This is a genomic window from Ruegeria sp. CDSC045, assembly GCF_059610725.1.
The window spans coordinates 285,652-297,763 of the sequence record NZ_JBXWOE010000001.1; the positions used below are offsets into that span (position 1 = coordinate 285,652).

At 54.6% G+C, this 12,112-nt stretch carries 12 protein-coding genes; 3 read left to right on the forward strand and 9 right to left on the reverse strand.

The features are described 5' to 3' along the window. Positions 1 to 10: 10 nt before the first annotated feature. Entirely contained in the window at positions 11 to 379 is a 369-nt protein-coding gene (locus AC2FH6_RS01400) for a group I truncated hemoglobin (protein ID WP_271946797.1), read from the forward strand. Continuing rightward, entirely contained in the window at positions 376 to 1,434 is a 1,059-nt protein-coding gene (locus AC2FH6_RS01405; RefSeq protein WP_496695256.1) for an adenylate/guanylate cyclase domain-containing protein, read from the forward strand. Before AC2FH6_RS01400 ends, AC2FH6_RS01405 begins: the two co-directional genes overlap by 4 nt. 5 nt (positions 1,435 to 1,439) lie before the next feature. Here AC2FH6_RS01405 and AC2FH6_RS01410 read toward each other — a convergent pair whose 3' ends face one another. The 8 genes from AC2FH6_RS01410 to guaA form a co-directional block, all read right to left on the reverse strand. Continuing rightward, on the reverse strand, positions 1,440 to 2,054 hold the full coding sequence (locus AC2FH6_RS01410; protein ID WP_142634158.1) for a TetR/AcrR family transcriptional regulator: 615 nt from the start codon (positions 2,052 to 2,054) through the stop codon (positions 1,440 to 1,442). Between the two features lie 104 nt (positions 2,055 to 2,158). Further along, a complete protein-coding gene (gene ppk2 / locus AC2FH6_RS01415; RefSeq protein ID WP_281994702.1) occupies positions 2,159 to 3,028 on the reverse strand; it encodes a polyphosphate kinase 2 in 870 nt (289 codons plus the stop codon). Positions 3,029 to 3,077: 49 nt separating this feature from the next. After that, positions 3,078 to 4,037, reverse strand: a complete 960-nt coding sequence (locus tag AC2FH6_RS01420) for an alpha/beta fold hydrolase (protein WP_496700433.1) — start codon at positions 4,035 to 4,037, stop codon at positions 3,078 to 3,080. Beyond that, positions 4,021 to 4,938, reverse strand: a complete 918-nt coding sequence (metA, locus tag AC2FH6_RS01425) for a homoserine O-acetyltransferase MetA (RefSeq protein WP_496700870.1) — start codon at positions 4,936 to 4,938, stop codon at positions 4,021 to 4,023. The genes AC2FH6_RS01420 and metA overlap by 17 nt, the downstream gene beginning before the upstream one ends. Before the next feature lie 39 nt (positions 4,939 to 4,977). Next, positions 4,978 to 5,850, reverse strand: coding sequence for an ATPase (locus AC2FH6_RS01430; protein ID WP_496700872.1), 873 nt, complete (start codon positions 5,848 to 5,850; stop codon positions 4,978 to 4,980). Between the two features lie 233 nt (positions 5,851 to 6,083). After that, entirely contained in the window at positions 6,084 to 7,208 is a 1,125-nt protein-coding gene (locus tag AC2FH6_RS01435) for an OmpP1/FadL family transporter (protein WP_142634147.1), read from the reverse strand. A 125-nt stretch (positions 7,209 to 7,333) separates the two neighbouring features. Then, positions 7,334 to 8,233: a DMT family transporter gene (locus AC2FH6_RS01440; RefSeq protein WP_496700874.1), complete on the reverse strand. Its 900-nt coding sequence runs from the start codon at positions 8,231 to 8,233 to the stop codon at positions 7,334 to 7,336. Positions 8,234 to 8,329: 96 nt separating this feature from the next. After that, complete coding sequence (gene guaA, locus AC2FH6_RS01445; protein ID WP_281994698.1) at positions 8,330 to 9,889, reverse strand: glutamine-hydrolyzing GMP synthase; 1,560 nt, start codon at positions 9,887 to 9,889, stop codon at positions 8,330 to 8,332. A gap of 277 nt (positions 9,890 to 10,166) precedes the next feature. Here guaA and AC2FH6_RS01450 point away from each other — a divergent pair, with 277 nt between their 5' ends. Then, positions 10,167 to 11,711 (forward strand): trimethylamine methyltransferase family protein, encoded by a 1,545-nt coding sequence (locus AC2FH6_RS01450; RefSeq protein ID WP_142634141.1) that lies wholly within the window; start codon positions 10,167 to 10,169, stop codon positions 11,709 to 11,711. Here AC2FH6_RS01450 and AC2FH6_RS01455 read toward each other — a convergent pair. After that, entirely contained in the window at positions 11,704 to 12,012 is a 309-nt protein-coding gene (locus AC2FH6_RS01455; RefSeq protein ID WP_142634139.1) for a DUF6477 family protein, read from the reverse strand. The two genes, AC2FH6_RS01450 and AC2FH6_RS01455, sit on opposite strands and share 8 nt — an antisense overlap. Between the last annotated feature and the right edge of the window lie 100 nt (positions 12,013 to 12,112).

Here is a 12,112-nt window from a genome sequence, read left to right on the forward strand (position 1 = left end):
TGGGGTTGGTGTGGGTCAGACAATCTATGAGCATTATGGCGGTTTCAAAACGATCAGCCGGATCGTTATGACCTTTTACGAAATGGCACTGGAGTCTGATCAGATCGGTGACCATTTCGAAGATATCGACATGCCAAGGCTGATTGATCACCAGACCAAGTTCGTATCGTCTCTGATCGGTGGCCCGACATCTTTTAGTGATGATCGAATTGAAGCGGTTCACAGAAATCTGAACATCTCGCACGCAGATTTCGACGAAATGGCAGATCTGTTTGGTGAAGCGCTGGCGTTACATGGAATGGAAGATCGGCACGTAAAGATTGCCTTGGGAGCGATCGAATCCAAACGTGCAATTATTGTTACGCGCGATGCGGCATGAGCATTCTTGCGATCAATGAACAACTGCTGCGCGCGATCGGTGTTGGTGTCGCAGTGGTTCGGGCTTCGGATCTTACATTCGTATTCTGCAACGGCCCTTTTCAGGAATGGTTTGGCCCTCCGGCTGATGGACAGACATTGTTGGATATTTTTCCTGACCTTGATGCGCGTGAACTTGAAGACGTAAAGCAATCTGGGCTCAGATACTCGGTCGAATTGCAGATCAAGCCGAAACGCAGGACACTGGTTTTCGCAACGGCAGTTTCTCTGGCAAACGGTCTTTCGGAACAGGTTCTGGTCATCGAGTTTCAGAACATCACCAAAATCCGCGAACTTGAAAGCATGATTGACAGCTACTCGACTATGGTCGAACGCAACACGCGCGAGTTGGAGCGTGAGAAGGAGCGGGTTGAAAGGCTGTTGCTGAACCTGATGCCGCGCGCTGTTTATGAAGAATTCAAGACATTCGGTGTGGTCACGCCGCAGCTTTACGATCAGGTGTCAGTTGTGATGCTGGACTTTGTGGGGTTCACGGATTTTGCCGCCAAGACGGACCCGACGGTTACCCTAAGCGAGTTGAATGACATCTTTACGGCCTTTGACCGGATCGTCGAACAGTTCGGATGTGAGCGGATCAAGACTATTGGCGATGCTTATCTTGCGGTGTCAGGCATGCCGGATGCTACGCCAGATCATGCGACTGCTGCTGCCCATTGTGCAGTCAGGTTCCTTCGCTATCTTGAGCGGAGAAATGAAAGCCATCCGCACAAGTGGCAGGCACGTGTGGGGCTGGGTATGGGGCCAGCGGTAGGATCTGTGGTTGGTATTCAGAAATATGTCTATGATGTTTTCGGGCCCGCCGTGAACATCGCTTCCCGGCTACAAGTCTTTGCAAACCCAATGAATATTGTTGCGCCTGAAGAAATGAAATACGCCCTGATTGACGAGTTTCAGGTCTCTGATATCGGGCGAGTGGACATCAAGGGTATGGGTGAGATGGATCTGATTAATGTCACATCCGGTCTCAGCATACCGCAACGGAAACCGGTGTTCTGACGGCCTTATTCGTCCGGAGGCACCAGCCCTAGTCCCCGCAAATAAATACCGATCCCCGTTTCCAAAAGATCTTCGGGCGGGAAGGGTGCGGTGGCGCCGGTGTTACGGGCAAACAATTCGACTACACCGTGACTCAGCGCCCAGATATGTGCGCTGAACATTGAAGCCGGCGGACGTTTTTCCGGCGGAATATGTTGCGACAGATCGGCTGCAGCTTTTTCTAGAACATCTCTGGCCCGGTTTGCAGCCAGGGCAAGTTCTGGGGTGCGGTTGACGGAAATCCCACTTTCGAACATCGCGATATAGTGGCCAGGATTCTTGCGAGCAAAGGCCAGATAGGCGCGCCCGGTTGCTTCGAATGCAGCCAGCGCCGAAGGCTGGCCTTTGTCATAAGCGAATTGAATTAGATCGGCGAACATCTCGAACCCCTGACGCGCCGCCTCGGCGATCAGGTCCTCGCGCCCGTGATAGTGGCGATAAACAGCTGCAGGCGTGACGCCTGCCGCTTTTGCAGCCTCTGACAGGGTGAACCCGGTCGGACCCTTTTCCTCGATCAGGGACAGAGCTGCGTCGATCAGAGCCTGTTTCAGGTTGCCGTGGTGATACCCGCGTTTTGTCATCCCTGATTCAGACGCCTTTTTTGTACAATTCTTGAGGAACTAAGACATAAACCGGTAGCACGTATTCGTCCAATCTTTGTGATGATATTGGCCGGCAAGAAAGATCAGGCATCCCAGATATCTGGCCCGCCACATATCTTGGTGTCGATATCGCCAATCGCATTTTTGTCCTTTTCATCATAGTCCAGCGCATGAAGCACGGTTCGGATTGCTGCCAGCCTTGCCCGTTTCTTGTCGTCGGAACGAACTATGGTCCAGGGGCAGGCTTCGCTGTGACTGCGTGTAAGGGTTTCGGAAATCGAAGCAGAGTATTCATCCCATTTGTCCAAACCAGCGATATCGATTGGGCTTAGTTTCCAGTGTTTCAACGGGTCCGTTTCGCGCGCAAGAAACCGGTTCAACTGCTCGGCCCGTCCGACGTTCAACCAGAACTTGAACAAGCGGATACCATCGTCACACAGGCCGGTCTCTAACGGCAGAACCTGTCGGAAGAAGCGTTCACGCTGTTCTGTGTTGCAGAACCCAAACACATTTTCCACCACGCCGCGGTTATACCAGCTGCGGTCAAAGAACACGATTTCTCCGGCTGCGGGCAGATGTGGGATATAGCGCTGAAAATACCATTGGCTGCGCTCTTGATCCGATGGCTTGCTGAGCGCAACGTTCCGAGCCCCACGCGGGTTCAGGTTCTCACGGAACCGCTTGATTGTCCCGCCTTTTCCAGCGGCATCGCGGCCTTCGAAGATAACAGCGACACGCTGGCCAGTTTCCTTCACCCAAAGCTGCATTTTCACAAGCTCGATCTGCAGGGACTGCATTTGTTTCTCATACGCCTTACGCTTCATGCGTTCGTCATAGGGGTATGTAGGGTTCAGAATGTCATCCTTATCGGCCTCTTTGATCTCGTTCCGGACTTCTTCTGGTGCACGTTTTTTGTAATATTCCTCGATGGTGCCTTTGCCAGTTCGTGTCATGAGTCACCTCGCGATAAAATCCATATCTTACTATGGATTAGCCTCGGAATTAACGCAAACCCGCCCGCTGAGCAGCCCGGATGATTGCGGCCGCTACTTCGGGTGCGGCAACGATCTGTGGCATATGGCCAATTCCCGGCAATTCGATCAGTTCAGCGCCGGGGATTTGGTCGATCAGGGGTTCCGCATGCCATTCCAACCCGACCGTTGTGTCGGCGGTGCCATGCACAACCTCGGTCGGGACCGAAATATACTTATAGCGCGGCTGCAGCGCACGAACTTCGTTCAGCAAATTAAACCGCTGCTTGGCATTGGCATGCATCGAAGCGCGGCGCATGGTCAATCCCGGACCGAAATGTTCGGCATAACCTTCGGGCGCTTTTTGGGGAGCAAAGACACTATCCATCGCCTGTTCGACATACCAATCGGGAACAAAGGCATTGATCAGGGGCAGCACCAGCGCATTTCCGGGCTTGGTCGCGGCCATTCGGTTGAAACCGTCCAGCGGCGTCTCCCATGGGATTGCGGCCGGAGCAATCAAAACCAGGGCCGAGATATTTTCGGGCTGTGTAACCGCCCATGACAGCGCCACGGACCCACCATAGCTTTGACCGACGACGATGGGTTTGTCCGCACCCAATTTGATTGCGGCACGACCCAGAATTTCGGATTGTTCTTCAAGGGTTTCGCCGTCCGGATTGAAGCTGTCGGAATACCCCAATCCGGGCCGGTCAAAAACAATGACACGGAAATCTTCTGCCAGAATTGGGGCGAGGGCAAAAGTCATGTCCCGAGTGTTGCCACTGGACCCGTGGATCAGCACGACATCGGGCCCGTGCCCCATGACTACGGCATGAACGCTGACTCCATCGACGTCGATCAGCTGACCCTCGGGTGGGAAACTGGCTTCGGCTACAGCTTCGTTCCGTGACACGCGCCAAGTTGTTACGGTGGCCAGGCCAGCAATCAGCAGGGCAAGAGCTATGATGGTTTTAAGAACCAATTTGATCCATATCGAACGGTGTTGTCTGATAGATTTCGTTAATCCAGTTGCCATAGAGCAGGTGCGCATGGCTGCGCCATCTGTTCTGAGGCCGGCACGAGGGGTCGTCGTCTGGATAGTAGTTCATCGGCACGTTTATCGGTGTGCCGTTGTCGATATCGCGATCATATTCCTGCTTGAGCGTATCACTGTCATATTCAAAGTGGTTGAAGATATAGATCGCACGATGGTCCTTATCTTCGACTAAGCAGGGGCCTGCCTCATCACTTCCCAGCAAGGTGGTCAGGCCGGTAGCGTTGTCGATTTCGGCCTGCTTCATCTCGGTCCACCGGCTGACCGGGATTACGCAATCATCGGAAAACCCGCGCAGAAACGGTGAGGAGGGAGCCAGATTGCGGTGCCGGAAACATCCGAAAGCCTTGGCGTCCAACATATGCTTACGCACCCCATGGAAATGGTTGATCATCGCCATTCCGCCCCAGCACACGCCAAAGGTCGAATGGACATTTGTCTGGGTCCAGTCAAATACTTCGCTGATTTCTTCCCAATAGGTGACATCCTCGAATTCAAGATGTTCGATCGGGGCGCCGGTGATGATCAGGCCGTCAAATTTTTGGTTCCTTACCTCCTGAAACGGGCGGTAGAACTCGGCCATATGCTCGGCTGCGGTGTTCTTGGTCCGATGTTCGGTCATACGGATCAGCGACAGGTCGATCTGCAGAGGGGTTGCACCGATGAGTCGCGCGAACTGGTTTTCGGTCTGAATCTTCTTGGGCATCAGATTCAGCAACCCAATCCGAAGGGGGCGAATATCCTGACGCATTGCCTGATCCTCGGACATGACCATGACGCCCTCATTGGTGAGAACGTCATATGCGGGCAGGTCAGAGGGAATCTTGATCGGCATCGGATGCAAGCCTTTGGTTTAAGAGTGTAAGTGCCGTAGTTAATCGTGCTTTGGCCGGGTCTCAAGGGCACGTTCGATCAACTCATCGAAATCACCGTCGTCGCGAATGCTGTGCATGTCGCTGGCAGCGATCGTAAGACCCCAGTTGTCGGCCATCGCCCTGTATCTCGGTTGCCGGTGCGCAAGAGCTTTGGCATAGGTCCAGCGAATGAATGCGTTGGGATCGACCAGTTCGGCGGAACAGCCTTGTTGGGTCAGATATTCGTCCCAGACACCTGTCAGGAATTCGGGCTGATAGGACATAGGCTTGGGCGCCCGGTCAAAGCGTCTGACCAGCTCGGACGTGTGGTCGTCATCACCTTTGATCCAAATCATCAGCGTTTGGCGCGACAGCTCAGTCAGGACCTGATCCCGCGGATCATTGGGGTCAACCCATTCGCATATCGAACCGCCAGTATCGCAAATGAAATGCGGGTATTGGTACAATCTCTGCGCCCGATCCACGAAATACTCGGTATCCAGCAGAGCGTGGATTTCTGCCAAACGGAATTGTTCCTGACGGCGTTTATACTCTGTCAGCTCCATGCCGCCCTGTGCCGGGTTGCCCGGTTTTCCCAGATAAGCGGCGACAGGGGTCAAGTTCTCGAACGAGATATTTGATCCGATGTAAATGGAATCAGACAACAGCAGGTCACGCAGGAAAGGGACCTTCATGGCCTCGGCCTTGGCGTTGTCGATGATATACTCGCCCATGTATCGCGTGCCGATCCGGTAATCGACCGAATAGTGGAACCAGTCCCCGGAATCGCGCAGAACGTTGGACACATAGGTCTTTCCCAGGCCTGACATGCCAAAAAACAGCACCTTTTTGCGCGCGGCTTCCCGCCAGTCTTTTGCCGAGTTGTAGATCATTGTCCACTATCCCTTTTCCGACCTTGCTAAAACGGGCGGGGGGCGGCGTCAATCGCGCGTGCAGCGGTTGTTTAGAACCAACAGTCTTGGGCACAGGTTTCGTTATGCCAGAATGGGAGTAGATATCTGTTCCTTGCCACGCAGGACCGCATCATCTCAATTCGTGATCATGCGGATCTATGCAAAAAAGGCTCCGCCGGAGGGCGGAGCCTTGTGAACAGTTTTGCCGCTGATCAGTTCAGAGAGTAGGTCAACTGAAGGCCGACGCTCCAGGCAGAGTTGCCGCTGAATTCACCACCCGTGGTGGTTGTCGCATCGCCAATGTCCGTATAACGGACACCGCCCGAGATCTGAGCATTTTCCACGGTGTAAGTACCGCCTACGCCAATGCTCCAGAAACCGTCAGTCGGCCCCAAGTTTGATACTTCGGTACCATTCGACTTTTCGTAAGATGTGGATATCGCGCCAGAAAAAGCCTCTGAGAACTGATATCCCATTCCAAGAGTATAGGTGAATGTGTCGTCGTCAAAGTCGACGAGGTTGTCCCCAACGATCCCGACATAGGCGGCAGGTGCCACTACTGTCTGAGGCCAGTCAACCCAGCGGATCGATCCGAACACCAGCGTTTTTGGGGCAACCCCGGTCTGGAAATCCAGGTTGATGGATTGCGGTGTCTCGACCCTGGTCGTGTCATCGATTGTTTGCAACCCGGCGGGGACGGGCGGCACTACGTTGAACGACTCGGTCGACGACAGATCGTGAGTGATCTTGGAGTTGTAGACCAGCGAAACCCGAGCTGCGATTTCAGGTTTTTCCCAGGCAACCCCGACGAGATAACCAAAGTCAGTATCGGCATCCGCATCAAATTCGTATCCGGCTGCTGCCGGTACAACGACTTTTGCGCTAGCACGTTGCGCGCGAATACCGCCAATGGCGCTGAAGCCACCGTCAAGCTTGTAGCGCAACAATGCGGTGAGGGAGTCGACATCAGCGCTGGCCCTCAGAATCCCGCTGCGTCCTCCAAACGCTGCAGTTGGATTCTGCGACAGGGGATAGTCGGCGGAATACCCAATATCCGCACCGAATGGTTCATCATAGATCAGCGCAAAGTCCAGTTTGTCAGTAAATGAACGTTTGTAAGCCAGGCCCGGTGAGAAGAAAGCATTCGACACATCACCTGATTCTACGCCATTTTGTTCACCGCTTACGTCGGGTGACGCATATCCAAGACGAAGTTGGACCACGGATCCCTCTTCGAAAATGATATTGATTCCCTGTCCACTACGGTCCAGACCACCGGCTTGAATGCTTGTTGCGCCCACGCACAAAGCACACGCCTGTAGAAGCGTCTTCTTCATCCATTCCTCCCAATTATATCGCTAAGTTGCGCGAATTTGTGGTGTCTGCGCACAACCGAGTTATTCTTACAGGTGGATTTCACTCTCTCAACAATAGCTGGTCAACGGGTGACTGAACGTTACCCTTAGTGAGTGTTGCGCGAATCTGTTGCTAAACTGTTACGGTTTTCCGACTGAACGTTGAGGAAGATACCCACAAAAATGACAGCAGCCCCCACGAGCGTCCACTGATCGAGAGCCTCATGATAGAAAAGCAAACCGACAATCGCGATTGTAGGAAGGCGCGCAAAATCGAATGGGATCACAACCGTAGCCGGTGCGATTGAGAGTGCATTCGTAATGCAGAAATGCGCTAATAGGCCCGCAAGCCCTACAAGCAAAAGCCAAGGCGCGGTTGCCATCGTTGGTAACGCAAGTTCTCCGTCGATCGCAGAGGCTGCCAGCCCAAGACCGGCCTGTATAACGGTCAGCCAGAACATGATGCACCCGATGCTTGCAGAACGCGTGAGTTTTTTGGTGGAAATTGTAGTCAAAGCGAAGAACACCGCCGACATCGCGGCGGCGACAATTCCTGCGCTTAACGGAACAGCCCCCGGTCGTGCGACTATAAGGATACCAGCAAAACCGATAAGTGCTGAAAGGACCCGCACGACTGTCAACCGCTCGGCCAGCAGCATCGGGGACAGCAGGATCACCCAGATCGGTTGCGTAAACTCAAGTGCAAAGACCTGTGCCAGTGGTGCCACGGAAACAGCGTAGAACCAGAGATTCTGACCGGTGAAATGCAGGGTATTTCTTACCCCGTGAAGGCCAATCCGTTCGGTCGATACCTGATGCCACTTTCCGGTAACCGTCAGGACAAGGCTGACCACGCACATGCCGACCAGGCTGCGATAAAACATGATTTCAAAGGTGTCATGGGTGACGCTCAGCTCACGTCCGGCCACGGCCATAGACGTAAAAGATGCGATTGCCCCGATCATCCACAGCGCGGCTTTGCCGATTTGGGGTTTGCTGCTTTCCATTGAGTTGCCCGCGCATTAGGAGTTCTACGATGTTGATTGGTAACTAAATATTTGTGTTGCAGAAACAAAAAAGCCGGGCGCTGGCCCGGCTTGTTTTCATTCCCACTCGATTGTGCCCGGAGGCTTCGATGTGATGTCATAGGTGCATCGGTTGATGCCTTTGACCTCATTGATGATCCGGGTGGCGGTTTCGCCCAGGAATTCATGACTGAACGGGTAATAGTCGGCGGTCATTCCGTCGACTGAGGTAACTGCCCGCAGGGCGCAGGCATAGTCGTACGTGCGGCCATCGCCCATGACACCGACGGTTCGAACCGGCAGGATCGCCACGAAGGCCTGCCAGATATCATCATAAAGCCCATGTTTGCGAATCTGGTCGATATAGATCGCATCGGCTTCGCGCAGGATATCTAGTTTTTCGCGGGTGATTTCACCGGGGCAACGGATTGCCAGACCAGGGCCGGGGAAGGGGTGGCGGCCGATAAAGCTTTGGGGCAGACCCAGCTCGCGTCCCAATGCGCGGACCTCGTCCTTGAACAGTTCGCGCAGCGGTTCAACCAGTTTCAGGCCCATTTTCTCTGGCAGACCACCAACATTGTGGTGGCTTTTGATCGTGACCGAAGGCCCGCCCGAGAACGAAACGGATTCGATCACATCAGGGTAGAGGGTACCTTGGGCCAGGAATTCCGCCCCGTCGATCGTGTCGGCATGTTTCTGGAATACGTCGATGAACAGCTTGCCAATTATCTTGCGCTTGGTTTCCGGGTCGCTTTGCCCCTCAAGCTCACCTAGGAACAGATCGCTTTCATCCGCGTGGATCAGCCGAATATTATAGTTGTCGCGGAACATGCCGACGACTTCGTCTGCCTCGTTCTTGCGCAACAGGCCGTGATCAACGAACACACAGGTCAGCTGGTCGCCAATCGCCTCGTGGATCAGGATCGCCGCGACCGAACTATCGACACCTCCGGACAGACCGCAAATCACTTGTTTATCGCCCACTTGTTCGCGGATCGTCGCGATCATCTGCTCGCGATAGGCACCCATGGTCCAATCGCCGCTGAACCCGGCGAGCTTTACAAAATTCTCATAAAGCTTGGCGCCCTTTGGTGTGTGGTGCACCTCGGGATGGAACTGTACAGCATAGAAATGGCGGGACGTGTCTGCGGTGATCGCAAACGGTGCGTTGGGCGAGGTGCCATAAACCTGAAACCCCGGCGCGATTTCACTGACATGGTCGCCGTGACTCATCCAGACCTGTTCATCGCCGTCAGTGAACCAGCCATCGAGAATATCCAGTTGGCTTTTGGGGGTCACAAAGGCGCGGCCGAACTCTGCGGTGCCATGGCCGCTTTCGACCTTGCCGCCCAACTGGTGCATCATCACTTGCTGCCCATAGCAGATACCAAGGATAGGAACGCCAATGTCAAAGATTTCCTGCGGGACCCGCGGAGACCCTTCTCGTGTCACGCTATCGGGACCGCCCGAGAAAATAACGGCCTTTGGGGCCATTTTCCGAACAAAGTCCGTCGTAACATTCTGATAAGGATGGATTTCACAATAAACATTCAGCTCACGCAGGCGGCGCGCAATCAGTTGCGTTACCTGGCTGCCGAAGTCGATGATCAGAAGGCGGTCATGGGTGTCTTGGGTCATAGGTCTGCTACTAGGTTGCGAAGATGATAAGCGCAAGGGATTTCAAGTGGTATAGACACGCCAGTTGGTCGCGGTTAGGGCCCGCTTGTCTGGTGGACGGTCCCGAAGCGAATGACGAAGAGCCGCGCGACTTCAAAAACATGTGCTGGGTCATTTTGTGGCGGTTGTCCCCGACATTTTGTCGCTTTTTCCCCTATAGCGCCGTTATCCACGACTGCCATTGCGGCGGGTTCCTGTAACACACATGTAAATTCAACAACTGATACGGGATTTTCTCATGACAGAGGCAAACACCCGGCGCAGGGCGAGAGGTGGCGGTGGCGCTGCCCGCCGGGCCGAACGTACAGCGGTTCGTATCGAGACCGCAAAGTACATCGAACGCAATATTCCGAATTTCGAGGTTCTCAACGAAGAAGCGTTGCAGATCATCGAAACAAATGCGGAAACGCTTCTGGCCGAAGTCGGCGTCAATTTTGTCGACAACCCTGCGGCGCTGGAACGTTGGAAAGACGCGGGCGCCGATGTGGATGGCGAACGGGTGCGCATCCCACGCGGCCTTGCGCGCGAGTTGATCAAAACTGCGCCAAGCGAGTTCACGCAGCACGCAAGAAACCCTGAAAAGTCCGTGGTCATCGGCGGTCGCAATCTGGTTCTGGCGCCGGTCTATGGCCCTCCGTTCGTGCGTGATGCGCAAGGTGGCCGTCGCTATGCGACCATGGACGATTTCAACAAGTTCGTGAAACTGGCTTACATGTCAAAGTGGCTGCACCACTCGGGCGGTACTGTGTGCGAACCCACAGACGTTCCGGTGAACAAGCGTCACCTGGACATGCTGATGGCGCATATGACCTTATCGGACAAGCCATTCATGGGCTCGGTCACCGATCCCAGTCGCGCTCAGGATTCGGTGGAAATGTGTGAGATCCTGTTCGGCAAAGAGTTTGTTCAGGAAAACACGGTCATGACTTCGCTGACCAACATCAACTCGCCGATGACCTTCGACGATGTGATGATGGGGTCGCTGGAAGTCTACGCCAGGAATAATCAGGCCTGCATCATCTCGCCGTTCATCGTCGGTGGTGCGATGGCGCCGGTTTCGATAGCGGGGACATTGACACAGGTTCTGGCCGAAGTTTTGGCCGGTGTCGCGTACAGTCAGATCATCCGCCCGGGAGCGCCTGCTATCTTTGGTGCTTTCGTTTCGTCGATCGACATGAACTCAGGCGCGCCAACCTTTGGCACACCCGAGGCGTCAATGGTTACCTATGGCGCGGGACAGCTGGCGCGGCGTCTGGGTCTGCCGTTCCGCTCAGCCGGGTCGTTCTGTGGCTCGAAACTGCCCGATGCGCAGGCCGCTTATGAGACCGCGAACTCGCTGAACATGGGGCTGATGGCGGGTGTGAACTTCATGCTGCATTCCTGCGGCTGGCTTGAAGGTGGCCTGGTTGCGGACTTTGAAAAGTTCGTCATGGACGCAGATCAACTTGGCGTTCTGCACGGTCTGGCCAAGGGTGTGGCCTATGATGAGAACGCTCAGGCCATGGACGCAATCCGCGAGGTCGGCCCGGGTGGCCACTATCTGGGATGTGCCCATACGCAGGCAAACTTCAAAGAGGCGTTCTGGAAGTCCGACCTGCTGGACTACAAACCTTACGAAACCTGGGAAGACGAGGGCGCGCGCGATACGCGGCAGTTGGCCTCGTCTCGGGTCGAGCATTTGATTGCCAACTACAAGCAACCGGAACTCGACCCGGGAATTCACAGCGCTTTGACCGAATATGTTGAAAAGAAAAAGGCCTCTATGCCGGACGCTTTCAGCTGATAACTGAAAACTGTGAGGCGCGGCTGGCTTTGTACAGCTGCGCCTCACCCAATAGCGCGATCAGAAGGTCCAAATGACGGACCAGCGAATAGCCTGCATCTTCTGCCAGTCTCTGCGCGTTAACCTCTCGTTCAATATCCATCAAACGCATCAGCGCCGCGCCCGACCCAGGCAGCGATCCGTACCCAAGTATGCGTTGCAGGTGGCGGTCCCGATCATAGTCCTGCGCGCCGTGTTTGGCTGCCCGCGCCAATAGGCGGGGGCGGCGGAGGGCGGAAATCATGGTCATCAGGTCCTGCATCTTTGGGCTCCACGTGTCGGATTAATGTTGCCCAATTTGTTACACAACCTAAGCGGGTGTTGCCTTAATCGGGTTCTCCCCGAACTCTCGCTTCATGAGT

Bases quoted from the DNA above. Each gene is read 5' to 3' on its own strand.
- AC2FH6_RS01430 (WP_496700872.1), bottom strand. From the start codon at position 5,850: ATGATCTACAACTCGGCAAAAGACTGGCGGGAAGCCGCGCGCAAAAAG.
- ppk2 (WP_281994702.1), bottom strand. From the start codon at position 3,028: ATGACACGAACTGGCAAAGGCACCATCGAGGAATATTACAAAAAACGT.
- guaA (WP_281994698.1), bottom strand. From the start codon at position 9,889: ATGACCCAAGACACCCATGACCGCCTTCTGATCATCGACTTCGGCAGC.
- AC2FH6_RS01405 (WP_496695256.1), top strand. From the start codon at position 376: ATGAGCATTCTTGCGATCAATGAACAACTGCTGCGCGCGATCGGTGTT.
- AC2FH6_RS01455 (WP_142634139.1), bottom strand. From the start codon at position 12,012: ATGCAGGACCTGATGACCATGATTTCCGCCCTCCGCCGCCCCCGCCTA.
- metA (WP_496700870.1), bottom strand. From the start codon at position 4,938: ATGCCGATCAAGATTCCCTCTGACCTGCCCGCATATGACGTTCTCACC.
- AC2FH6_RS01450 (WP_142634141.1), top strand. From the start codon at position 10,167: ATGACAGAGGCAAACACCCGGCGCAGGGCGAGAGGTGGCGGTGGCGCT.
- AC2FH6_RS01440 (WP_496700874.1), bottom strand. From the start codon at position 8,233: ATGGAAAGCAGCAAACCCCAAATCGGCAAAGCCGCGCTGTGGATGATC.
- AC2FH6_RS01435 (WP_142634147.1), bottom strand. From the start codon at position 7,208: ATGAAGAAGACGCTTCTACAGGCGTGTGCTTTGTGCGTGGGCGCAACA.
- AC2FH6_RS01410 (WP_142634158.1), bottom strand. From the start codon at position 2,054: ATGACAAAACGCGGGTATCACCACGGCAACCTGAAACAGGCTCTGATC.